The sequence below is a fragment of the Mycobacterium sp. MS1601 genome (assembly GCF_001984215.1).
Classification (GTDB): domain Bacteria; phylum Actinomycetota; class Actinomycetes; order Mycobacteriales; family Mycobacteriaceae; genus Mycobacterium.
In genome coordinates, this window is sequence record NZ_CP019420.1 from 3,548,537 (window position 1) to 3,571,477 (window position 22,941).

General features: G+C 61.8%; 20 protein-coding genes. 8 read left to right on the forward strand and 12 right to left on the reverse strand.

From position 1 onward, the window contains the following. Positions 1–26: 26 nt before the first annotated feature. The 8 genes from BVC93_RS17270 to BVC93_RS17305 all read right to left on the reverse strand — a co-directional run bounded on the left by BVC93_RS17270 (position 27) and on the right by BVC93_RS17305 (position 6,984). Entirely contained in the window at positions 27–506 is a 480-nt protein-coding gene (locus BVC93_RS17270) for a DUF4383 domain-containing protein (protein WP_083738542.1), read from the reverse strand. A gap of 70 nt (positions 507–576) precedes the next feature. Continuing rightward, complete coding sequence (locus tag BVC93_RS17275; protein WP_083738543.1) at positions 577–1,263, reverse strand: response regulator; 687 nt, start codon at positions 1,261–1,263, stop codon at positions 577–579. Next, a complete protein-coding gene (locus tag BVC93_RS17280) occupies positions 1,260–3,767 on the reverse strand; it encodes a sensor histidine kinase (RefSeq protein WP_083741116.1) in 2,508 nt (835 codons plus the stop codon). Before BVC93_RS17280 ends, BVC93_RS17275 begins: the two co-directional genes overlap by 4 nt. Positions 3,768–3,882: 115 nt before the next feature. Further along, positions 3,883–4,605 carry an RsiV family protein gene (locus tag BVC93_RS17285; RefSeq protein WP_083738544.1) on the reverse strand — a complete coding sequence of 241 codons (723 nt, stop codon included), beginning with the start codon at positions 4,603–4,605 and terminating at the stop codon, positions 3,883–3,885. 131 nt (positions 4,606–4,736) lie between these two features. Further along, positions 4,737–5,150, reverse strand: coding sequence for a DUF302 domain-containing protein (locus tag BVC93_RS17290; RefSeq protein WP_083738545.1), 414 nt, complete (start codon positions 5,148–5,150; stop codon positions 4,737–4,739). 28 nt (positions 5,151–5,178) lie between these two features. Further along, the gene (locus tag BVC93_RS17295) at positions 5,179–5,448 is read right to left on the reverse strand and encodes a metal-sensitive transcriptional regulator (protein ID WP_083738546.1); all 270 of its coding nucleotides are present in this window, start codon (positions 5,446–5,448) and stop codon (positions 5,179–5,181) included. A gap of 64 nt (positions 5,449–5,512) precedes the next feature. After that, the gene (locus BVC93_RS17300; RefSeq protein ID WP_083738547.1) at positions 5,513–6,385 is read right to left on the reverse strand and encodes a sulfite exporter TauE/SafE family protein; all 873 of its coding nucleotides are present in this window, start codon (positions 6,383–6,385) and stop codon (positions 5,513–5,515) included. Positions 6,386–6,399: 14 nt separating this feature from the next. Next, a complete protein-coding gene (locus tag BVC93_RS17305) occupies positions 6,400–6,984 on the reverse strand; it encodes a rhodanese-like domain-containing protein (protein WP_083738548.1) in 585 nt (194 codons plus the stop codon). 197 nt (positions 6,985–7,181) lie between these two features. On the opposite strand from BVC93_RS17305, the gene BVC93_RS17310 reads away from it, so the two are divergent. Continuing rightward, positions 7,182–8,561, forward strand: coding sequence for an MBL fold metallo-hydrolase (locus BVC93_RS17310; protein ID WP_083738549.1), 1,380 nt, complete (start codon positions 7,182–7,184; stop codon positions 8,559–8,561). A 44-nt stretch (positions 8,562–8,605) separates the two neighbouring features. Here BVC93_RS17310 and BVC93_RS17315 read toward each other — a convergent pair whose 3' ends face one another. Beyond that, positions 8,606–9,457, reverse strand: a complete 852-nt coding sequence (locus tag BVC93_RS17315; RefSeq protein ID WP_083738550.1) for a helix-turn-helix domain-containing protein — start codon at positions 9,455–9,457, stop codon at positions 8,606–8,608. A 120-nt stretch (positions 9,458–9,577) separates the two neighbouring features. Here BVC93_RS17315 and BVC93_RS17320 point away from each other — a divergent pair, with 120 nt between their 5' ends. Beyond that, on the forward strand, positions 9,578–10,009 hold the full coding sequence (locus BVC93_RS17320) for a limonene-1,2-epoxide hydrolase family protein (RefSeq protein WP_157516970.1): 432 nt from the start codon (positions 9,578–9,580) through the stop codon (positions 10,007–10,009). Between the two features lie 262 nt (positions 10,010–10,271). Here the strand turns inward: BVC93_RS17320 and BVC93_RS17325 are convergent, their stop codons facing one another. Further along, positions 10,272–10,724, reverse strand: coding sequence for a transposase (locus BVC93_RS17325; protein WP_083741117.1), 453 nt, complete (start codon positions 10,722–10,724; stop codon positions 10,272–10,274). A gap of 1,073 nt (positions 10,725–11,797) precedes the next feature. On the opposite strand from BVC93_RS17325, the gene BVC93_RS17335 reads away from it, so the two are divergent. From BVC93_RS17335 to BVC93_RS17355, 4 genes are all read left to right on the forward strand, one after another. Beyond that, a complete protein-coding gene (locus tag BVC93_RS17335) occupies positions 11,798–12,946 on the forward strand; it encodes a hypothetical protein (protein WP_083738553.1) in 1,149 nt (382 codons plus the stop codon). Between the two features lie 9 nt (positions 12,947–12,955). Beyond that, a complete protein-coding gene (locus tag BVC93_RS17340) occupies positions 12,956–13,570 on the forward strand; it encodes a hypothetical protein (protein WP_083738554.1) in 615 nt (204 codons plus the stop codon). Positions 13,571–13,832: 262 nt separating this feature from the next. Then, positions 13,833–15,002: a Fic family protein gene (locus BVC93_RS17345; RefSeq protein ID WP_083738555.1), complete on the forward strand. Its 1,170-nt coding sequence runs from the start codon at positions 13,833–13,835 to the stop codon at positions 15,000–15,002. A 406-nt stretch (positions 15,003–15,408) separates the two neighbouring features. Further along, the gene (locus BVC93_RS17355; RefSeq protein ID WP_083738556.1) at positions 15,409–16,044 is read left to right on the forward strand and encodes a hypothetical protein; all 636 of its coding nucleotides are present in this window, start codon (positions 15,409–15,411) and stop codon (positions 16,042–16,044) included. Positions 16,045–16,421: 377 nt separating this feature from the next. Here the strand turns inward: BVC93_RS17355 and BVC93_RS17360 are convergent, their stop codons facing one another. Then, a complete protein-coding gene (locus tag BVC93_RS17360) occupies positions 16,422–18,827 on the reverse strand; it encodes a hypothetical protein (RefSeq protein WP_083738557.1) in 2,406 nt (801 codons plus the stop codon). Between the two features lie 384 nt (positions 18,828–19,211). Beyond that, positions 19,212–20,210, reverse strand: coding sequence for a hypothetical protein (locus tag BVC93_RS17365; RefSeq protein ID WP_157516971.1), 999 nt, complete (start codon positions 20,208–20,210; stop codon positions 19,212–19,214). A gap of 840 nt (positions 20,211–21,050) precedes the next feature. Between BVC93_RS17365 and BVC93_RS33170 the strand changes: the two genes are divergently transcribed. Continuing rightward, positions 21,051–21,398 carry a hypothetical protein gene (locus BVC93_RS33170; protein ID WP_157516972.1) on the forward strand — a complete coding sequence of 116 codons (348 nt, stop codon included), beginning with the start codon at positions 21,051–21,053 and terminating at the stop codon, positions 21,396–21,398. Between the two features lie 698 nt (positions 21,399–22,096). After that, complete coding sequence (locus tag BVC93_RS17375; RefSeq protein WP_157516973.1) at positions 22,097–22,885, forward strand: PH domain-containing protein; 789 nt, start codon at positions 22,097–22,099, stop codon at positions 22,883–22,885. Positions 22,886–22,941: the final 56 nt, after the last annotated feature.

The window sequence follows — 22,941 nt, forward strand, 5'->3', positions numbered from 1 at the left end:
GTAACGACGGGATCTGCTGAGCCGGTTCACTCGGGTATCAGCACTTCGCCGCCCGCCCCGGTCGGGACGCGCGTACCTGCCAGCGTCAGCGCCATGATCACCATGGTGGCGCCCAGACCGAGGTTCAGCCAGTTGTCGGCGGTGTCGACGGGAAGCACGTTGGCGGGCCCGCTCAAGTCGATCGTCAACCCGTGGACCCAGAAACCGAGGAACAGCAACCCACCGGCCAGCAAGTACGCACGTGAGCGCGCGTACGTCGTCGCCAGCACCAGCCCGGCCACACCCACGGCGACGTGAATCAGGTTGTGCAGGATCGACGTCTGGAAGATCCCGAACAGTTGGGTTGCGGATTCCGGTCCGGCCAGCCGCAGGCCATCGACATGGCTGCTGATCCCGGGGACGAATCCGAGGACGCCGACAATCAGGAGCAGCGCGCCCACCAGAATGGACGCGCACTGCACTGCCAGCAGCCCAACCTGAGGTCGACGTCGAACTCGCGTGCTCATCGCCGTCCTCCTCCGACAATTGACGTTCTCGCAGGCTCACCGATTACCCGGGATCTGCAGAACTAACCGGTTATTGCTGGAAGCGGTATCCCATGCCGGGTTCGGTGAGTAGGTGTTGGGGGTGTGAGGGGTGGGGTTCGAGTTTGCGGCGTAGTTGGGCGAGGTAGACGCGTAGGTAGTGGGTTTCGGTGGCGTAGGCGGGGCCCCAGACTTCTTTGAGGAGTTCTTCGCGGCTGACGAGCTTGCCGCGGTGGCGTACCAGCATTTCGAGGATGCCCCATTCGGTGGGGGTCAGGTGGACTTCGGTGCCGTTGCGGGTGACTTTTTTGGCGGCCAGGTCGACGGTGAAGGAGGAGGTTTCGATGATTGGTTGGTCGGTCTCCGGGGTTGTGGTGGCCCGTCGCACGGCGGCCCGTAACCGGGCCAGGAATTCGTCCATGCCGAAGGGTTTGGTGACGTAGTCGTCGGCTCCGGCGTCGAGTGCTTGTACTTTGTCTGAGGAGTCGGTGCGTGCCGAGAGCACGATCACCGGTGCCGTGAGCCACCCGCGCAGTCCGGCCAGGACGTCGATGCCGGAGATGTCGGGCAGCCCGAGATCGAGGATCACCACGTCAGGTGGGTGCGCGGCGGCGGTGTGTAGGGCTTGGGCTCCGGTGGCGGCGGTGTGGACGTCGTAGCCGCGCACGGACAGGTTGATCCGCAGTGCCCGCAGGATCTGTGGTTCGTCGTCGATCACCAGTACCCGTGTGCGGGTCATTGCGCACCTGCGGCGGCTAGATCGACGATCACGGTCAGCCCGCCGCCGGGGGTGTCGGTCACCGACAAGACACCGCCCATGGCTTCGGTGAATCCACGCGCCACCGATAACCCGAGACCCACGCCGGTGCTGTTGTCGGTGTCGCCGAGGCGTTGAAATGGTGCGAACATCTGCTCCTCGGTGCCGTGGGCCACGCCGGGGCCTTCATCAACGACGTTGATCAAGACCCGGTGGCCCACCTGCCCGGCGTTGATGCGGACCACACCGCCCCTGGAGTAGCGCAGGGCGTTGTCGACGAGGTTGACCAGTACGCGTTCCAGTAGACCGGAATCGGCCAGCACCACGGTGTCAGCGACGTCGACGTTGACCCGTTCCAGTCCGGCGCTGTGGGTGCCGCGGCGGATCCCCAGCAGCGCACGGTGAGTCACTTCCTCGACATAGACCGGGCCGAGGTTCGGTTTCACCACCCCGGCGGCCAGTCGGGAGGAGTCCAGCAGATTGCCCACCAGTGCGCTTAGCCCGTCGATCGATTCCTCCACAGTGGCCAACAGTTCGGCGGTGTCGCCCGGGGAGAAGTCGACCTCCTCGCTGCGCAGGCTGGACACGGCGGCCTTGGCGGCAGCCAGTGGTGTGCGCAGGTCATGGCTGACCGCGGACAGCAGCGAGCGGCGCAACTCATCGGCCTTGGCGATGGCTTCGGCGCGACTGGCTTCCTCGGTCAGTTCGCGTTGGCGCACCAGGCCGGCTGCCTGTGTCGCGACGGCACCCAGCACACGCCGATCCCGGGCCGCCAGCTTACGGCCGGACATCAGCAGCCAGAATTCGTCGTCGCCGACCTCGACGGCGGTGTCAGCGGATTCGACATCCACACAGGGTGTTTCGCCGACACACGCGACGAGAGCAGGCTCACCGACCAGGGTGTCGCGCAACAGCGAGACCGACTGCTGCAGGTAGGTTTCGCGGACCCGCTCCAACAACGCCGTCAGATCCGCTCCGCGCAGCACCGATCCGGCGAACAATGCCAACAACTCAGCTTCGCGGGAGGCTTGGCGGGCTTCCCGGGCCCGGTTGGCGGCACCATCGACCAGCACGGCCACGGCGACCGCCACGGCCAGCAACACCACCACGGTGACGGCGCTGTCGGGCGCGGCGATGGTGAGCGTGTAGCGGGGTTCGACCAGGAAGTAGTTGAGTAGAAAGCCAGACAGCACCGCCGATAGTGCCGCCGGTGCCACCCCACCGAGCAGCGCCACCACCAGCACCCCGACAAAAAACAGTGCGCTCTCCCCGCCCACGCCCAGCAGGGGGTCAAGGAGCAGGACGATGAGCGCGCACAGGGTCGACGGCACCACCAGCGCCGCCAGCCACGACGTCAAGTACCGGGTGCGCGGCGACAGATCATCCAGTGTCCACTCGCGTCGGGCTTCGTCGTGGGTGACCATGTGGACGTCGATGGTGCCGGAGTGCTGCACGGTTCGGGCACCGATGCCCTCGTCGAGGATGCGGGCCCACCGCGAGCGCCGCGACGTGCCGAGCACCAATTGAGTGGCATTGCGCTCCCGGGCGAAATCCAACAATGCTGTCGGCACATCGTCACCGACCACGGTGTGCAGGGTGGCACTCAGGCTGGAGGCCAGTTCGCGGACCCTGCCCATCTGCGGCGCGGACACCCCGCTGAGCCCGTCCCCGCGGACCACGTGCACCACCATCAACTCCGCACTGGACTTCGAGGCGATCCGCGAGGCCCGTCGTACCAGCGTCTCAGACTCCGGGCCGCCGGTGACGGCCACCACCACCCGCTCACGCGCCTCCCAGGTGTCGCTGATCTGATGCTCGGCACGGTATTTCGCCAGAGCAGCGTCCACCTGATCGGCCAGCCACAACAACGCCAGCTCACGCAGCGCAGTCAGATTGCCTGGACGAAAATAGTTGCTCAGCGCCGCGTCGATGCGATCCGGTGCATAGACATTGCCGTGAGACAGCCGGCGCCGCAACGCCTCCGGGGTGATGTCGACCAGCTCGATCTGATCAGCGCTGCGCACCACCGCATCGGGCACGGTTTCCTTCTGCTCGATGCCGGTGATCTGGGCCACCACATCGTTGAGGCTCTCCAAGTGCTGGACATTCACCGTGGACACCACGGTGATCCCCGCAGCCAGCAGTTCCTCGATGTCCTGCCACCGTTTCGGGTTCACACTGCCCGGGGTGTTGGTATGGGCCAACTCATCCACCAGCACCACCTGCGGGGCGCGAGCAACAACGGCAGGCACATCCAATTCAGCGAACCTGCCACCGCGGTAGTCGATATAGCGCGGCGGCACAATCTCGATACCATCAAGCAGATCAGCGGTCCTGCGCCGCCCATGAGTCTCCACCACCGCCGCCACCACATCAGTGCCACGCTCCAGCCGCCGATGCGCTTCACCGAGCATCGCGAACGTCTTACCCACACCAGGAGCCGCACCCAAATAAATGCGCAACTCACCGCGCTTCTTCACGCTCACCTGACCATCATCCACCCGCCGGGCGGTTGCTTTGGGCAACAAGGCCCGACAGGGTGAACTGGGAGTTCGCCCGCCCCATCACCGGCTGGACCTTCGATCTTCGGCAAGCCCTTATTCAGAGGCCAGGGCTGAGGATGTCGGCGATCGCGCTGCGCGGTACGGATACCTGCGTGGCGCCGAATGCCGGCGCGATGTCGCCGCGGCCGAAGAAGAAGATCACGGCGTCGTCGGTGACGGCGAAGTTCTGGAAGTAACCGGGGTCCGTGGCGGTGGCTGAGTCGAGGGTGATCGGTTGGCCGGCGGTACTGCTCAGTTGCTGCTCGACGATGGGAACGATCACCGACAGCGGCGCGGTGCCGGGCCGGAACAAGGTGTCGAAGGTGATCGGCGACCTGGTGGCGTGGTTGTAGCTGAACGCCTGGAACCATGCCGCTGGGTGCGCTGCATGCCGCAGCATCTGGTCGAGTGCGACGACGACGGTCTGGGTGCCGGTCGCAGGAGTTCCTGAGGCGTAGTCGGTGCTGGTGACGGTGATTGTGGAGGGAAGTTCGGAATCGCCAAGGGATTCCATGTCGGTGGCGTCGGCGTTGAAGTTGTCGACAGCTCTGGTCACGTAGTCGATGATTGCTTGTTCCTGCGGGTCGTCGGCTGGGATCGTGACATCGATGCTGCGCGCCGGTCCGGCGGCTCCGTAGAGGCAGTTGCCCTGCTGGTTGTGGGAGTTGCAGAACCCATACGGGTCGTGCAGAGGCGCAGCCGTAGCTGCGCCGGCTCCCCCCAGAATGACGACCGAGCTGAGCATGGTGGCCACACAAGCGGCGCGGACGAGGTGCTTCATCGTGGTGTTTCCTTCCCTTCCGGGGATGGTGGTCGATGACAACAGCCTGCGTCCAACAGCTAAAGGGATTCTTGGCGGATTCTTGGCTCGAGCGGCGCTCTGACACTGGCGGCACGGATCCGCTTCTGGCGCTATTCCGACTTGTGGTCTCCGTTGAGTGCATCGATGACCGCCCGAAGCTTCTCGGCGGCCTCAGCGGACACGGCGCGGAGGCCGGGAGCATCTGAAACCTGCACCATCACTTGCGGATCCATCGCGTCGATGATCACGGTGCCGGCGTTGTCGGGGTCGGCGCGCACAGCGACATTACAGGGCAGTAGCAGGCCGATTTGGCGGTCAGCGGTGACGGCGCGGAACGCCAGCGGAGGGTTGCAGGCGCCGAGAATCAGGTAATCCTCAACGTCCTCGCCCAGCTTGGCTTTCAGCGTTGCTTTCATGTCGATCTCGGTCAATACGCCGAAACCCTGTTCTGACAATGCTTTGCGAGTGCGTTCCACTGCGTCGTCGAATGTGGTGTGCAGTGTCGTCGACAGTGCATAACCCATGATGGTCCTCTTTCGGTTGTCTGAGAAATCAGGCCAAGGCCAGGAACAGCTTTTCCAGTTCCGCCTCGGTCATCGGTTGCTGACCGTCGGCGCTCTCGCCGGTCAGGCATTCACGCAGTCCGGTTGCGACGATCTTGAAACCGGCCTTGTCCAGTGCCCGGGATACAGCGGCCAGCTGTGTCACCACGTCCTTGCAGTCTCGACCTTGTTCGATCATCGAGATCACTCCTGCGAGTTGGCCTTGGGCCCTGCGCAGTCTGTTCAGTACTGCGGCAATGGCATCTTCGTCACCGACCATTGAGTGTGTCTCCTCTCATGTACTGCTATACAGCCATGGTACCCGTGGGGGTATTCCTGAGACGTCACGCCGGAGCGGTTCCTCTGCCCGCGGCGGCGCTGATCCGACGCAAAGGGCAATGGGCGTACCTGGTGCACACGAAGGTCAGTGCGGCAGCGATCGCGGTGAGTATCGCCGCGGCGATTCCGACGGCGGGGTGGATCTCCTGAGCCAGGATGATCGACGACATCGCCAGTACGAACCATCCGAACGTTTTGCGTAGGGCTTCGGGATTGACCAGTGCGGTGAGGCGAGCGCCGGCCAGCGCCCCGACCACGGCGGCGGCGGTCACCGCGAACGCCAGCGTCCAGTTGATGTGGACGCTGGACAGGTATCCGCCCAGCCCGGCGAACGACTTCATCGCGATCACGATCAGGGAGGTGCCCACCGCGACCGGCATGGGTAGTCCGCCGAGAAGCGCAAGAGCGGGCACGACCAGAAAGCCGCCGCCGGCGCCCACCAGCCCGGTGACCAGCCCAACCACCAGGCCCTCCGCCAGGATCTTCGGCACTGGAAGCCGGTGACCCGCAGGTGTGTCGAGGTTCCGGCGCCCGCGGAGCATGGCGACAGCGGTGGCGATCATCATGACCGCGAACCCGATCAGCAGGATGGTGCCGGGTATGAAGCGGGCCAGCAGCCCACCGCCGTAGGCGCCGGCCATGCCCGCTGCTCCGAAGGTCAATCCGGTACGCCACTGCACGCGTCCAGCCCGAGCGTGGGAGATCGCGCCGACGGCGCTGGTGACGCCGACGACCAGCAGTGATGTCGCGATGGCTTGCTTGGCGTCCATGCCGGCCACGTAGGCCAGTAATGGGACGGTCAGGATGGATCCGCCGCCTCCCAACAGTCCGAGTGCGACGCCGACCAGTACGGCAAGAGCGATTGTGAGTGTGACCATGATCTGCTGCTCACCTACCGGCCCGGCCGGCGTGAACCGACGAGCTGTGCCACAACATCTTCAACGTCACAGGCCGCCCCGCGGTTGTACGGCAGCTTGGCCAGCGCCATGCCCATGGCGCAGGTATTGGTCAGTGCCGCGAAGGTCAGCCCGCCGCCGAGCGCCGCGGCCACCCACTTGAGTCCGGGAACCGCGGTACTGGCCACCACGCTGGACAACACAATCGAACCGGCGACCAGACGGACCTGACGCTCGAGGTCCCATCGTTGGAGGCTGCGTTTCACGGCGAAACCGCCGGCCTCCCAGGCGACCATCCCGCCGTCGAGGATGTGCACGTTGGGCAACCCGGCATCACGAAGGGTCTCTTCGGCTTGCGCCGCGCGCTGCCCGGAGCGGCAGACCAGCACCACGTCCTCGTCGAGGTGCTCGATGATCTCCTTGCGGTGTTCCCGGAGTAGGTCCAGTGGCACGTTGTACGAGCCGGCGATGTGAGCGGCCTCGAACTCTCCGGCAGTGCGGACGTCGAGGACGCGGGGTGGCGTGGCTGATTCGAGCAGGTCGTTGAGATTCTGCGAAGCGATGATGACGGGTGCGCCCATGGGAGTCCTTTCGTGGCGGGGTGAAGCCTGCTCTTGATACCTCTGGGGGTATGCGACACCGTCATGGTAGACATACCCCAGGGGGTACATGCAAGCGGGAATCGAATACCCCCTAGGGTACTTGACATACCCATAGGGGTATCTGCAGACTGAGGGTCAGCAGACCGACCCGCCCCGGATGAAAGGACAGAACCACCGTGGAGTTCACTCAGTACTACTTGGACTGCCTGTCGCACGCGTCGTATTTGATTGCTGACGAAAACACAAGGCGCGCAGTTGTTGTTGATCCTCAACGTGACGTGGCCGAGTACCTGGCGGACGCCGCTGAGCGCGGTTACACCATCGAACTCGTGATCGAAACCCACTTCCATGCCGACTTCTTGTCCGGCCACCTCGAACTCGCCAAGGCCACCGGAGCCAAGATCGTGTACTCCTCGGTTGCGGAAACCGAATTCGAGTCGATGGGCGTCGCCGATGGCGAGCGCTACTCGCTGGGTGAGGTGACACTGGAGTTCTTGCATACGCCAGGGCATACGCCGGAGTCGCTGAGCATCGTCGTTTACGAACACCCCGGCGACACGGTTCCCTACGGAGTCCTGACCGGAGACGCATTGTTCATCGGTGACGTGGGCCGGCCGGACCTGCTTGCTTCCATCGGTTTCACCCGTGAGGAACTGGCTGACAAGCTCTACGACTCTTTGCACAACAAGCTCATGACACTGCCCGACGCCACCCGGGTGTACCCGGCGCACGGTGCCGGCTCGGCGTGCGGCAAGAATCTGTCCACCGACCTGTGGTCGAACATCGGGGAGCAGAAGCAGACCAATTACGCGCTCCGCGCTCCGGACAAGGCCACGTTCATGGCCCTGGTCACCGAAGGCCAACCGCCGGCGCCCAGCTACTTCGTCTACGACGCGATCCTCAACCGCAAAGAGCGAAAACTGTTGGACGAGGGCAAGATGCCCACCGCCATGAGCTATGACCAAGTGCGCGAAGCCGTCGCAGCGGGAGCTGTTCTGATCGACGGCCGTGGCCCGGAGGATTTCGCACTGGGACATCTTCGCGGCGCGATCAACATCGGATTGGAAGGGCGCTACGCGGAGTTCGCCGGATCGGTGGTGCCACACGACGTCGACATCGTGTTGTTCACCGAACCAGGACAAGAACTGGAAGGCAAAACCCGCCTGGCCCGCATCGGCTTCGACCGGGTGATCGGCTACCTGGACCGGCCGTTCGAAGCGATGTTCGACCACCAAGAGGATGTCCGGGTGGCATCCCGGCTGACGGCGAAGGCATTCGACCAGCGCGCGGCCGCGCTGCCCGATCTGCAGGTGGTTGACGTTCGTAATCCCGGTGAGGTTGCCGCCGGAACCATTCCCGGCGCAGTGTCCATCCCGGTGGGGCAACTGCCCGGCCGTTACGCCGAGTTGGACCCGGCCAAGCCGACTGTCGTGTACTGCGCCGGTGGCTACCGGTCATCGGTTGCCGCGAGCGTGCTGCGCAAGAACGGATTCGCCGATGTCAGTGACATTCTGGGCGGGTTCGGCGCCTGGGACGACGTCCACCGGGCCATCTGAGCGGTAAGGGCCTTTGTCACGCCAGCGCAGGTACGGCAACGAGTCTATTGAGCGGTGCTCTCGGTCCAGGAGTTGAGGAATTTCAGAGCCTGATGGGTGGGACTGTGTGGGGGCGCGGTCAGGGTCATGAGGCGTTGGTCGTGGTCGGTGTCGCTGAGGAAGGTGTTCCACTCCAGGGTCAGTTTGCCGGCGATGGGGTGGCGCAGGACGGTGGTTCCGCTGCTGGAGTCGACGACTTCGTGGGCGGGCCACCAGGTGCGGAAGACCGTGTCCCGGGTGCGGAGTTCGTCGACCAGTGCGAGTAGGCGTGCGTCGTCGGGGGTGCGGGCGGCGGATCTGCGCAGGCTGGCTACACAATCCCGGGCGACGGTGTCCCAGTCGGCGTAGAGCGCACGGACGTCGGGGTGGGTGAACACCAGGTGCACGTAGTTGCGCTGCTCGGGCGGTATGCGGCTGAAGTCGACGTAGATGGCGGCGGCCAGCGGGTTCCACGCGAGGATGTCGAATCGATGGTCGAAGACGAAGGCGGGAATCTCGGTCATCGCGTCCAGTAGCCGCTGAAGTTGGGGCCGCACCCGGTGCTGTTCTGACGTCTGTCGGCGAGGGACCGGTTTGCCGGCAAGTTCGTAGAGGTAGGCGCGTTGTTCAGCGTCGAGGCGCAACACGTCGCTCAGGGTCTTCAGGACCGCGAGTGAGGGAGCGATGCGACCTTGTTCGAGTCGGGCGTAGTAGTCGTGGCTGATGGCGGCGAGGTGGGCGACCTCTTCGCGCCGCAGCCCGGGAACTCGCCGCCGGGCCCCGAGCAGGGACAGCCCCACCTCGGTGGGGTCCAGTCCGTCGCGCCGAGCCCGCAGGAAGTCCCCGAGGGAACCGCCGGGGTCCGGGCGACTGGTCATCGATCCATTGTTCCAGCAGGTCGACGATCGGAGGGAGGGACTGATTCATCCCAGGTTGCGCTGAACCGGGGACGAAAGTGACCGTTCCGCGCCGCAGGTCGGTGCGGCACCGTGGACGTCATGACCACATCGGATGCGACCCACCAGACCACCACGACCGCCGACCCCAGTGCCGTGGTGCGGCAATTCCTCGAGCGCTGGAGCGGCTCGAAGGCCACCGTGTTGGCGTCCTTCGAGGAGTTCTTCACCCCGGAGACGGTGTGGGAGAACGTCGGAATGGTGACGACCGTGGGCATCGACGAGGCCCGAGGCCTGGCGGAGAGCTTCCCGCCGGGCTTCGAGACGATGACCGTGGACTTCAAGTTCATCGAGTCGCGGGGCCGCTTCGTGTTCACCGAGCGCGTCGATGACTTCTACAGTGCCACCGGTGAATTGATCGTGTCCACGCGCGTTGCGGGCGTCGCCGAGGTCGTCGACGGGCGCATCGTGGAAATGCGCGAATACTTCATCCTCACCGAGGGTCCCGCGGCGCCGAGCCCTGCGGCGACCTGAGACGAGACGGAGGTCGTCAGCGTGAGAGGTTCCGAGCCTCGACCGACGTCGACGGCAATCTATCAAGCAGAACGCCGGTAGCACCGATGGACACTGCCAAAATCGTTCTGGGCGACAGTGAGGCCCTGCGGGGTTGCTTACTCGCTCGGTGGAGCAGGCTCGGCTCAAGAAGCTTGATCGTGCACACTGACGGCTGCGCGGGAGCTGTCCAATGCCGTTCATCCGCACCGTGTTTGGTGACGATTAGCTGATGCGGCGACTCCTACGTTTTGCCTTTTCTGCGGGAATGTCGTGCGGCGGGACTGCAGCCGGTCATGCTCGAGACGGTACGGCCAGCGGTGTGAATCGCCTTCTGGGCGAGGTCGTCGGCAAGGTACGCGATGCTGGCGTCCAATTCGTAGACGGCTTCCTTGCGTGCTTCGGCGATCATCTCTCCCACGTCCTCAGACTGCGGCAGATATCCGTTCTGGCGGCCGAACCGGTCGATCACGACGTCGATGGCGTCGTCGAACTGCGTGACCAACCGTTGAGCATCAAAATCGGCCCATTCCTCGACATACTCTTCGCGCTCCTCTGGAGTCCAGAATTGCGGGAAGGGTAGATGTGTTCGGTAGAGGTCGCGGATCGCGGCATCGAGCTGGCCGGAGAAGCTGATCTCGGGCCAATCGCTGACCGCGGCCGTGGCCAAGTTCTCCAGGTCGTCGTTCAGGCTCATGACAGCTGCTCCCTCCATGCTGTCCTGATACTGCCTGCAGGCACCGACAAGTCGAATCTGCGACAGCAGCGTGCCGTTATGCGGAGAAGTCGCCGCGGTGCTCGTCAGTGAGGAAGGTCGCTGGGCGCTCAGGGCCGGGCACTGCTGAAGGGCCGGGCCGTAGCAGCGAGGGTCGCGAGGCATGGTGGGCGCATCGCGGACTTTGGTCGCGTGCCGCCGTGCGTCGACGAGATTCCGTTGTCTGATGGGCCTCCGACTCTCGCAAGTGGCGGTCGCTACCTCGCAAGTTGACCATCGCTGTGCGTTCATCAAGGTCGGGACGTATGGCGCCGACTTCGATGCCGTTGACGATGATGCAGCGGCGAAATGTGATCAGTGTGAGGTCGGCATCGGTCTGCAGCGCGCGTTTGAGATTTGTTCAGGGACGACTACTGGGGAAGCGGTAGTCGCTCGAAACCAGGAGACAGAGGCACGCGGCGCCGGCGTCTTGGTCGCGCAGACAGTCCTGTGGCATGCGACGGCGCCCATGACGCTCGACCGCGCCGGCACTCGGCAAGGCCATCAGTAACACTGCGCGCTATCCGGGACGTCAGGAGAAGGCTCGACCGGCCTGAATTATGCTCTGAGCTGCATCGCCCCCATAGCCCAATTGGCAGAGGCAGCGGACTTAAAATCCTCTGAACTGGGCGTTTGTTGTGTTGGCTGTTGGTGATAGCTGTTAGCTGGGCCGTTTCTAGCTGCGGATTTCGTGTTGGTGGTGTTGGCCGGCGCCAAGGCTGAATGAAAGCACTGCGGTATCTACTGCGGTATCGCTTGGTCGGTTGCTAGTGGGGACCGTGAGCGACCCATGGCTGGTCGCAGGCTCGTATTGGGCGACATCTTCCTCCCCGACCTGCGGCACCTGGGGTCTTGGCGATGTTGGATTGTTGGCGGCCCCAGGTTCATGCGCGTCAGAGTGTCGATGACGCTTGTTGCTGTTGGTCAGTGGTACACCTACTTCGGACCAGCTGCGGACCGGCGCCCAGGATGGATCCGCCGGTAGATGCAGCCGGGACCAGGGGAGTATTCGAGGAATGACCCAGTACGGGTATCGCGTGTTCGCGGTCGAACTGCATGATGGAGGCAAACGCGAGCCTCAACCTTTCGGTGAGGCGAAGCGGCCCGTTGTCGATGACGACGGCAAGCCCACAGGGGCCGTTCATCAATTCGACTACCGCGACGTGGTGATCTCGGACGTCCTCAAGCACGCGATGACTGTGTTCCCGTTCGGCAAGACCACCGAGGAAGAGGCGGACGAAACAGGCCCAGCTCAGGCCAAAGGGATGGCAGTCCGATTCCTCGGCGCGGTGAACGCAGGCGATACGATACGCATCGCGTTCGAGCACGGGGTCATGAACTCTGACGGCACCCTGATCGTCGATGGCGAGGATGTGTCGATGAAGGACAGGCCGACGCTGCATCCCTACCGGGCTACTCTGCTGGCTGAGACTCGAGGCACCATCGCACTTCTCGCGGTCGAAGTTCGCGGGCGTTCGTGCCCGTCTGACGGAATCATCAGGGGTTTGAAAGAATGCAGCGACGTACCCTGGCGCTTGCAGGTCCTGGGCAACTTGGCTGGCGAGTACGCAATGATGGCGTTTATCCAGGCCGCGACCGTCAAGCGCGTCGTTTTCGACCGCTGGACCTTCGATGATGATGGCCAACGAAACCGCAACGATGTGTCAATGTCGGTCGCACCCGACGGCGTTGATGTCAAATCGCGGGTCGCCGAATGGGCCGAAAACTTCTTCGAAGGGTTCCCCGGCGTTGGTCGTGCCGCGCGTATCGAGGTACCAGATCGCGACGCTGAAGGGAAGAGGCTCTCTAGGAAGCAGATGACGGCGGCCCGCAAGCAGGCGCGTGCTGAGCAGAAGGCAGCGGAGGCGCAAGCCAAGGCCGAACGGCGAAGTACCGCAGCGACGCGGACGCAAGAGGCGACGGACTCTCTGCGCCAGGACATTTTCGTCAATCGCGACGAAAGAGTCGAGGTCGATTTCAACGATGTCGCGGTCGAGCTTGATGATGGAACTCACCAGCGCAAGATCACGCCGACGACCGATTTCAGCCGATTCACTTATGTCGTGGGTAACAGTTACGTTGGTGACGACAAGTTCTACGATCAAGCTGAGGGGACTCTTCGGGAACTGCTCCCATCGATCAGGAACCTGCCGCTAGATCCATAAGAGGCGTCGATGGGAAGGGAGGCCGCGGTGCGTAGTCCAATACCGGACCGTTTCAGTCTATGGCCGGCACTCCGCGACTATCTGCAGCTTGTTCGGAAGTTCAAGACCAACAAGCGCGACTGGTGGGCGTTGACAGTTTTGTTCGGGCTGCCTCTTCTGGTGGTCATCGCAACCATCAGACTAAAGTTTGTTTTTCCGGCGCCTGTCGCCATGCTTCCGGCTGTCGCACTGCTGGCTGGTGTTTTGCTGGCTGCCGCCGGGCAGGTCGTTACTCTTCGCGCACGGATCGCTGATAGCTTGACCCTCTCGTTGGATGACCGAGTACGTGCTCACGTGCGCGAAACGATGAGCGGCGTGGTACTCGCTGCTGCGGCCGCGTTCATCGACGCTCTATTGCTCGGCGCGCTTGCCGCGTCCACCCAGCAAGTTGGATACGAATTGCGCTGGTGGCACGTCGCGCTGTCCGCAGCGACGCTTGGGGTGACGGCGTATCTCTCGCTGATGTTCATAGCCACCGCGAGGCGTCTGTATGCGACGTATCTCGAGGTGTTCGAGAAGGGCGCACCCGTTCGTCCGCCTTCCAAGGCCGAAAAGCAGCCAGTTAGCTCGCCGAACGGAAGCTAGCGGCATCCAACCTCCTGGCTGCAAAGCTGGGAAGGGCGCAGGGCAACGCTGCGGGCGTTGCCAGATGTCAATGCCGGGATCGTAACCGCAGTGGCCGGGAGAGCGTGGACGTCGCTGCGGCATCCGTATGCAGTTCCCTCTACCTCCAAAAATCGGTCGGTGCCGCCAACCTTGAAATCTGATCGTTGATTTTCAAGGTTCAGGGATTAAGCTTGAAATTACAGTTACGGAATTCAAGGTAGGCGAGTCAGGGCGGAAACGGGTGGATGTCGAGGCGCTTCGCGACAGCCCGATCGGACAGTTGGTGCCGATACGGGGCCATGATCCGCGCCTGGGTGAAGAGTACGAATATGTCGCTTACGTGCCGGACCCACTTCCACCGAACCTCGAACTAGAAGCCGAGACCTACGCAGCCGTCATCGACGCCGCTGCCGCGATGGCGCGCGCCGATCAGGCGTCTTCATTGCTGCCGAATCCGGGCCTGCTCGCCCGACCAGCAACTCGACGGGAAGCGGTGAGTACCTCCGCGTTGGAGGGTACTTATGCGTTCTTGGCGGACGTCTTCGAAGCGGACTTTCTCGAAGCCGAGGAGCTCACCAGTTCGGTCAGTGAGGTCAGGAACTACGTCACCGCAGCTGAGCGGGCATACGACTTGGTGGCTGAAGGTCGTCCGATCTCAGTGCGGATGCTCGAGGACCTCCAGCGCGAACTCCTGCGCGGAACTGCCAGCGATGGCTCACACGCCGGCAGCATACGCACCACCCAGGTCTTCATCGGGCTGGGTAATCGACGTGTGATGTCCGCCCGCTTCGTACCGCCACCGGCCGACCACCGGCTGCTCGACGGCCTCCGCCAGTGGCAGGACTGGATTCGGGACACCTCTGCGATACCGACAATCATCCGAGTCGCGGTCTCGCACTATCAGTTCGAGACGCTCCACCCGTTTCACGACGGAAACGGCCGACTGGGGCGTCTCGTGATGGCGCTGCAATTGATGAGTGCCGGGGAACTGCGCTTTCCGGTCCTGAACATCTCGCCGTGGCTGGAGCAACACCGCACGGAGTATCAGGACGGTTTGCTGCGCGTCTCGCAGACGGGTAGATGGGACGACTGGGTGTGCTTCATATCCGCGGCCATCCACGCCGAGGCCCTGGAGGTCATCGAACGAGTGGACAAGCTTCTCGCGCTCCGTGAGGAGTTTCAGACGATTCTGCGAGGTGCCAAAGGGGTTTCGCTCCGAATTGCTGACGACCTGATCGGCTACCCCATGATCACGGCATCGGCTGCGGCTGGCCTGCATGGCGTGTCCTACCAGGCTGCGAACACGGCCATCACCAAGCTCGTGGACAAAGGGATACTCCGGCAGAGGACATCGGGTAGATACGACCGTATCTTTCAGTGTGATCGTGTCCTGGCTGCTCTGGAGTATTGATCGGCCTGTCGAGCTACCGCTGTAGAGGTGCGGCGGTGGCGCGATCGGGTCCAACGCTTCGGTGCTGACTCGGTAGGACGCCCATTTGCCACGTAGATCCCGGTCGACGAGGCCACTGTCGACCAGCAGTTTCATATGATGTGACACCGTTGGGTCGGCTCGGTCCGAGCGACTCGGTGCCATGGCTCTATCCCGCATTCTTGTCGATGTCGCGTTGATTCTCTGGCTGACTGGCAACCACTCCTCGAACACCGCCGTCACTCATGCGGCCGGGGTGGCTCGTCTTCGTCTTTGCCGCCGTAGTCGTGAAATTACACGTCGCAGCATTATCGGAAGAACCGGCGCCACCGCTCTGCCTCTTGGACGACCACTCATCGTCTGACGCAAGGCCCGTCAAACTGGACGCGTGAGCTATCAAGACAACCCGGTCGAATACGAGCGCCGCTTGAGAGAAAAGCTGCAACCGGACGTCATCCGCAGCACCTTGGCGTTCGCCGGCCTGTACCAAGTCACTCACGAGATGATCCAGCACGCGGTGCTGGACAAAGTGCGAGAGTTCTACTGTCTCGGACTGGGATCAGGCGTGACGATGACGACTCAAGAACAGCAGCGATATGAGCAGCAGGTGCTGTCGCTGGCGCCGAAGAAAAAGTTCCGGGCGTCACTGCTGTGGCTTGTTCAGGGCGGCGCCATCACACAAGATCAGGCCGATCGGCTGGACCTCATCTACGCGCACCGCCACTCGCTCACCCACGAGCTCATCAAATACCTCATAGACCCAGATCTCGACCCGGACGTCGACTTGTTTGTCGACGCAATCGCGACACTGAAGGCCCTCCATCGCTTCTGGATCGACGTACAACTCAGCACGGGAGGTTTTTTCCTCGCCGACGGGTCGCACGTCGACGATGTCGATGTCGATGTTGATGTCGTCATGCCCGCATCGTTGATGATCTTGCAGCAGTGCTTAGACGCATACCTCGATGGGGTTTCCTCAGCAGATTCAACCGAAACCACAACCCAAGATCACACCAGCGGATAACCCTCGCGATCCTCGCGTGTCTCTTCATCCCTGGTCGTCGCGCCTTGATCTGGTCAGCAGCTGCGACGAACACTCCTTTGGCGGCTACGGCGAGGGTTCGAACCCTCGAACTGACGAACGAGGTCAGCCGGAGCGTTATCAAAGTGGCCTGTTGCGGAGCACATTTCACGGCTCTTATGCCTTTTCGTCCGTCGAAAAGTGACGATGGATGCTGGCGGAGGGGGTCGTATCAAGAAGGGATGAATACCTCGATCGTCCGCGGAGGTTTCAGTCCTCAAGTGCGTTGGCGCCGACCAGTTGACCCACGTCGACGATCCGGGCCGACGAGACAGCGAAGTGCCAGGCATCGTGGCACGCATTGACGTGAGCGGACAAACTCAGCTGGAGGCAATCTCGATGTCGGATGGATGCGCTGGATTTTCCTCGGCAGCAGGCAGGCCCTGTCCACGGCGGCGGCGGTTCGGGAAGCCCTTCCACATCTCGGAGAACTCGCTTTGATAGCGCCTCGTGAAGCGAAGTACCTCGTTAGGGTCACCAAAGCTTGCGGCGCGTAAAAGATACTGCGGTTCAGTGAGTTCGGGGAGTCCCATCCAGTCTAGGGTGGTCGGTCTAGCGAAGAAATGCTCGTTGCTCCGTGGACCTATGAACTCGTGAGAGCTCTGACCCCATTGATCCGTACTGACCCTCGAAGGAATGAACAGCATCCGGCAGAAGCCAAGGTTCTCCATCTTAGTAACGGCTTGGCGTGTCGCCTCCAGCGCACGTTCGATACGCGAGATATCGGGCGCGGTCCGGCGGTAGTGCAGGTGCTCGTTCCGCACGCGGTTCACTTCTGCCGCTTCCATGATCTCAGTAATTTCCTTGAGGCCATGGATAATTCGATCTTGGCTTGGTGAGGACAGATTCAGGAAGGGCAACGTCGAACGGAGAAGATAGGCCTTCAGGTCGGTCTTGCCGTCGTACCGGGGAAACGCGTTCTCTGGGCGCTGATATGTCTCCGGGGTAGCGCGGCATCGTTCGAGATATGCTGCGAGTGAACGGAAGCCGTCCATGAGTGCTCGAAGTTCGACGTGTTCGCCGGTGTAGTCCATTGGTTTCGGCAAGTCACTGCGCGGCGGCAAGGCTGCCTGTAAGGCACTTAGACCCTGCCTCCGGTCATCGTGATCGTCATAGGCGAATGGGGTTTCATTGCCGGTGTGGTCGATCAGAAGGCCCCACGCTGTAAAGGCAAGCGCATCTAGGAGAAGCCCCTCAAGGTCAGTGAAGTAGGGCGTAGCCGCCTCCCGGAACCGCTCCGACCGGCCGATGTCGGAGGATTGCGTGAGTGCCCACAGTCGTTCATGGTGCCGCCAAAAGTCGGCGTGCGGATCCTCGCTAGTACCAACCGGAAAACCCAGTTTCCACAGTAGGGTGTTGATTAGATCCTGATCGGACAGATCGTGACCGTGCTCGATCCCCACCTCGAAGCAAGCGGTGATCATGTTCGTTTTCCGGGCCAGAACGAGGCGTTCCAGCGCATCTGCTGGCGTCCTAGTGTGAAAGAAGTGTTCTAGTCTTTCGTCTAGGTCGTCGATGTCAATGCCGCGAAGCTGCCAGTCCAGCTCTTCTACATCGGTTTCTGGCTCACGGACATAGAGGCGCTTGAGCAAGCGGCGTTCCCGTAGCAAGGCAAGGCCCAGGTCCTCGGATAGGAACCGAACTCCGTAGTGTCCGAGCTCAGCACGCAGTCGGAATGCGCCTGATCGGCTGTTCCGATTGATGACTGGTTTGCGGATGTCGCCTAGCTCCACCGTCACGCAGCCGGTGCGCACTAATTTGTCAAGAGAACTCGACAACGTATCTTCGCGTGCCATGAGAGTGATCTGCAGGAGCTCGGCGCGGTTCATAGCTTCAACAGCTGGACCAGATTTCTTGATGTCGAGGAAACCGGAGATCGACCCCCGAACTTCGCCTTTCGTGTTGTCCAGCAGATCTATGACTACGCTTTGCAGCTCGGTTGTCGATAAGGTGTCGCCGATCAAGGGGAGGAGTACGCCCGCGCGGCGATCGCCGTAAAAGGAGTCGGACACCCCACTTATTTCCGATGCGAAAGCCCACCATTCGCTAGCTTCTTGCTTCGTGGCCTCTAAGAGATTATCAAGCTTGTCACGATCTTGATGAATGGTTGCGTTGCGTCCGGTCTGCAGTAAAACGGGATGGAGTTGTTGGCAAGTTGTCCGCGAGCAGTGGTAAGCGGGAATTCGGCGGCTGGCCGCGATCGTTCGACTACTGCTACTGCGGTGTAGGCCGTAAGGGCCGACAGTGAAGGCGCCGTACTGAAAAACTCCTTGTGGGAGCTGATCGAGAAGGCGGAGAGTTTCCTCGTTGTTGAGATACTCTCTCTCATCCTCGAAAAGGCTTGCGTACGCGTCATAGAGATCGCGCCCCCAAACGAAGGGGAAGCGAATCAGGTTTTTGGTTAAACTCGCGTCTATGGCCTGAACAAGACTTTCAATATCGATATTATCAATATCGACAAATAGCTCGGCATGTCCAATCGTGAGGGCGCACATTAACCGCGCATCTTTAGTTTTAACTTTATCTTTCGATGTTAGCTTAAGTACAAGACTTGTGCCGACGTCAGTCAACTTGATGGCGGTATTTAGCTCATCGGAGACGGTGTAACTGTCAGCGATCGTGCAGTCCGCAAGCAGCTCCATCAAGTCGCAGAAGTCGACGAACTTCTTTCGCCACGCTGGACTGGAATAGGTGACCTTCAGCTGTTCTACTGTTTGTCCGTTCATGGCACCTTTCTTGGTGTCGGGGAGTCCAGGTCTTAGCCCCGCGCTGAAGACTAGTGGCCCGGCAGTTTGCCTGCGGCGTTCCGCGTAATTTGGGCGACTCCGCGGTCACTGCCTAAATGGCAGCGGGCTACTACCCCAAGGACTTCACGGCAATGCGTCGCGTTCGGCGATGTAATCGGTTCAGTCTCGCACAACGCTGGCGTTCTCCTAGCTTGAAGCTCGACAGTGTGCCGGCCGGGGTGTATTGACGCGTCGCCGACCCGACAGTCGAGATATGACGAATAAGCGATCCTCGCGGCACGGGTCCGGGTATACAGCGCTCCGTCGAGCGAGGCAGTTCTGGAGGTCTTGGGCAGGATGGCCGCACATTGGAAGCGCGGTCGCTCAGAACGAATACACGCTTTCGATACTGACGAAAATACCGCGGCCGCTGGCCGCATTCGTGAAGCGTGTTCCGTCCGCACTCGCCTCAATGTTCCAACCGTTGAAATGATTCACTGTCCCATAAGCGAGCATGACATCTTGATTCGAGTCCGTGCCGCCGATGTTTCCTTCAGTCCAAACGAATGCGCCGTTAGAACTCACGGTTGCGAGATTCCAGCGCGCCGTTCCGGCATTGCTGGCAGGCGCCTGCGGAAAGCCCTCAGCTGAGTTGCGTTCGCACACAACGGATTCTTGGGCGATCGCACATCGAACTTGCCTTGACTGGGTGGTCACGTACTGCGTTTGCGACTGGTCGACGGGAACCGGCGCCACCTGCTGATCGCGCTGCCAAAGCTCAACGGCCGGCTCGTGGAAGCTTTGTTCCGCCGTGATGATGGTTAGTCCATCGCCACGCACTTGATACTGCGTTCCGTCCGCGGTGTTTACGGCATCGAAGCCCCCAGGGACTTCGGTGACCGCGGTCAGGGTGATCGAGGCTCCGTCGTTGAGACGACTTCCACGGTAGTAATAATTCGGGCCCTGAAGGCAAACGACAACGGCGGAGTACGGTGTCGTCTGCGCGAGCTGAAGCTCATCTGCTGGTTCACAGCGGGCACCTGGGTGGTCGCGAAAGCCGTTCAGGTCCATGCCTGTCAATGGCGGCGGAATTTCACGAGCCGCGGTTGGTTCGACGGTCTGGGGTGCGGGCTGCCGAATTGTAGATTCAGGCGTCTCGCGAGCGGTGGTACTCCAGCCGCACTTTTGCCCCCGAACTGGAAAGATATTTGGCATTGAATCAGCCCGTCCTGCCACCATCTGGACGATCTGAATATCTGCTTTGAATTCGCCCTCGCCGAGGATCGTCGGTTGGTCGCTGAGGTCGAGACGTAAAGTGAGAATGCGGCCCTCGGTCGCGACGGAGGTCAAGACGTCGGGATTCGCGGAGTCGAACTCAGACACATCCGCGTACCAGCCTTGTCCGATGCTTGGCTGGGGACTCGAGATCGCCACTACACCGTGCGCGTGGTGGGGCTGTATCAGGTAATCGGTCAAGATGCTGCCAGGGGCATCCGTCGCCCCAAACTCGTTCCGAGCCACGCCCGGTTCCGGCGGGATCCGAAAGTTGAACTCGACGTCTAGCTGGATCTGGTTCGCGCCAACATGGGACAGCGTGATCTTGCGGACAAGTGCCGATCCGGGCGGATCAGCAGCTCGATCTGCTGGGTCTAATACGCATGCCATCGTGTGTGGAAGCGCGTTCCATCGCACCGAATCTTGGTCGGCTCCGATCCCGCATCCAGCTGTCGCCAGGCTTACTGCGAGGGTCCCAAAAGTAACTCGAAGCCTCTTCACCCTGACAACCCCCGGTACTCACCTAAATCCTCGAAATAACCGCGGGGCAAGGCCCGTGGCGGACGCACCGACGAGCGTAACAACGAGGACCTGGAAGCAGCGCTTATCGCGCTTGAATGAGACCGAAGATGGGTCTCTGCCGAACAACCTCCCCGGCGTGTACCGGACGTTGTTGGGGAATGTCATAGCCTCCCGGGGAGCGATCGTAATTGCCGGAATGTCGTCGTTACCTTGGGCGCAGACAATGGCCAAGTCAGAATTTTGTCCGTCGATAACCGGCGGATCAGCGCCCATAGTGCAAGAGGTGTGTGAATCTCGCGCAATATCAGGGCTTTTGGAGATGCGGTGGTCCGGGAGCTGGTTTGAACGATGTAGTTGTCGCCGCGAGGCCGGCTGCGGATCGGCAGATTGTGTCCGTCACATCAGCAGTGAACCCGCACTGCTGATGTGAGGATCCTGATTGTTGCCATTGCCATTGCCATTGCCATTGCCATTGCCATTGCCATTGCCGTTGTGGTGGTGAGTCTCGGTGGCGCGCCGGTGGCGAGTGTGCCTAGCCGGTCACAGAGCGCCACTCTGAGGCGGCGGCCCTACATCGAAAGCTTCTATCGGCAGCTGGAGGCGCCGGGATTCGGCGATTTCGACGACGTTGATGGCAACAATCTTGTTTCAACACAGTTGCGCGGAACGCGTGCGGGATGTTCGAGTCGACCTCGCGATACGCCGCCGAAGCCGTTATCAGGAACTGCGGGTACTCGCCTGATGTATCGGAGACAATCATGCCGGCCGCGTTAGATAACGGGAGGTGCTGATCGTGGAGAGCGAGAGGTCGGTTGCTCGGCTGACCGACGAGCATCTGCGGCGGTTGGCGGAGATCGCCACGGCGGACCGCGTAGGCATGTTCAGGCGCAACCCACGCCTATCGGTGTACGGCGAGCGACTCCTAACTCACCGCCCTATGCCAAGGTGCAGCGCTCCACTATTTAGATGGCGTCAACGGGGTTAAAGATCTCGACGTCTACTCCTTCTATGCCGAGGATGCCGGCGTCGGTTATCCGTATCGCCGCCGCGGCGTCCAAGACTTCGGAGATTCAGAGCTCGGCAAGCATCCCGACGATCACGGGTTCGAAGGACGAAGGGTAGACCTGCTCGGCCGCACACTCAAAGTCGATCCCTCTGCCGATCCCGTCACCTCGATACGCCAATACCTCCGTGCAGGCACCACCGCGACGGCCAAGGAACTCGCCCTGAAGGCGGTAGTGGTGATCGATCCGGGGCCGTGGTTCGGCCAGGTCGCTTGGCCCGTCTCGTAACGTCAGAGGCGAGTATGAGATCCGACCTCTGCCGAGCACTGAGTCTCAACAAGTCCACCCCTCGCGCTGGTTTACTATCCGGCGGTGGGCATTGTGAGGAACTCATCGACTCGGGTCCTGGCGCCCTACGAGAACACCTACCCAGCTGTCCTGAACGCGTTCCACATAATTGGGATAGACGTGCCTGTCGTCGGCAACCCAATCGTGGGCGACACGAAGCGCTCCTTACGAAAGAATCGGTGGGCTGCTGCGGTGAGGGCCGCGATTCGCCCGGAGGCGCCCACAACAGTCGTCGACTGGTCCATTGCCATGCTCGGTGACAAGCATGGCGAGGTGCTGGCGGAGATCCTCGAAGCCCTTACAGAGCCGATCGACGATCTTGGCGTCGCGGACGCGCTCGACCGGTTGGGCAGGATGGGCCGGTTCTTCGGCCGCCGAGAGGCGCTCGCCCTGACCGATTACGTGCGCCTCGATGAACGCGTCATCGAACTAGCGCAAGGGGTCTACGACAAGCATCAAGGGATGCTGGTACTCACCACAAGGCGCTTGTTCTTCTTTGACAACACCCTTCTGAGCGCCAAGGTCGCAGAGTTTACTTTCAGTGCGATTGGATCGCTGGGGTTCTCGAAAAAGCTGGGTGGCGAGTCGATCGACATCGCGATCTCCGAGCGCTCCGCCACAATTAGTCAGGTTGCGCACGGACGTGCCGAAACTCATCGCAGCGTTCCGCCGGGTGAGTTCCGGGCCAGCGGCGGCGCCAGTGCAGCGAATAGAAGTTTCCGCGCCGGATTTGACCGACCAGATTCGCAAACTAAGCGAGCTGCGGGACGCCGGAATCATCACCGACGGGGAGTTCAACTCGAAGAAGGCGGACCCCCTTTCCCGAATGTGATGCGTTGTAACACTTCAAGGTCATGCCGATCACGTGAGATAGGTCGGCAGTACAGATCGACGTACCGGAGTCCTTAGCGTCAAACCGCCGCTCCAGCCCCGTGCCTGCCTCTAGAGCCAGGAGTGTCGCCCCC

Coding starts and splice junctions, on each gene's coding strand:
- BVC93_RS17290 (WP_083738545.1), bottom strand. CDS start 5,150: ATGGGTTATGCACTGTCGACGACACTGCACACCACATTCGACGACGCA.
- BVC93_RS17295 (WP_083738546.1), bottom strand. CDS start 5,448: ATGGTCGGTGACGAAGATGCCATTGCCGCAGTACTGAACAGACTGCGC.
- BVC93_RS17270 (WP_083738542.1), bottom strand. CDS start 506: ATGAGCACGCGAGTTCGACGTCGACCTCAGGTTGGGCTGCTGGCAGTG.
- BVC93_RS17325 (WP_083741117.1), bottom strand. CDS start 10,724: ATGAGCCTGAACGACGACCTGGAGAACTTGGCCACGGCCGCGGTCAGC.
- BVC93_RS17305 (WP_083738548.1), bottom strand. CDS start 6,984: ATGGGCGCACCCGTCATCATCGCTTCGCAGAATCTCAACGACCTGCTC.
- BVC93_RS17360 (WP_083738557.1), bottom strand. CDS start 18,827: ATGAACGGACAAACAGTAGAACAGCTGAAGGTCACCTATTCCAGTCCA.
- BVC93_RS17320 (WP_157516970.1), top strand. CDS start 9,578: ATGACCACATCGGATGCGACCCACCAGACCACCACGACCGCCGACCCC.
- BVC93_RS17335 (WP_083738553.1), top strand. CDS start 11,798: ATGACCCAGTACGGGTATCGCGTGTTCGCGGTCGAACTGCATGATGGA.
- BVC93_RS17340 (WP_083738554.1), top strand. CDS start 12,956: ATGGGAAGGGAGGCCGCGGTGCGTAGTCCAATACCGGACCGTTTCAGT.
- BVC93_RS17275 (WP_083738543.1), bottom strand. CDS start 1,263: ATGACCCGCACACGGGTACTGGTGATCGACGACGAACCACAGATCCTG.
- BVC93_RS17300 (WP_083738547.1), bottom strand. CDS start 6,385: ATGGTCACACTCACAATCGCTCTTGCCGTACTGGTCGGCGTCGCACTC.
- BVC93_RS17285 (WP_083738544.1), bottom strand. CDS start 4,605: ATGAAGCACCTCGTCCGCGCCGCTTGTGTGGCCACCATGCTCAGCTCG.
- BVC93_RS17315 (WP_083738550.1), bottom strand. CDS start 9,457: ATGACCAGTCGCCCGGACCCCGGCGGTTCCCTCGGGGACTTCCTGCGG.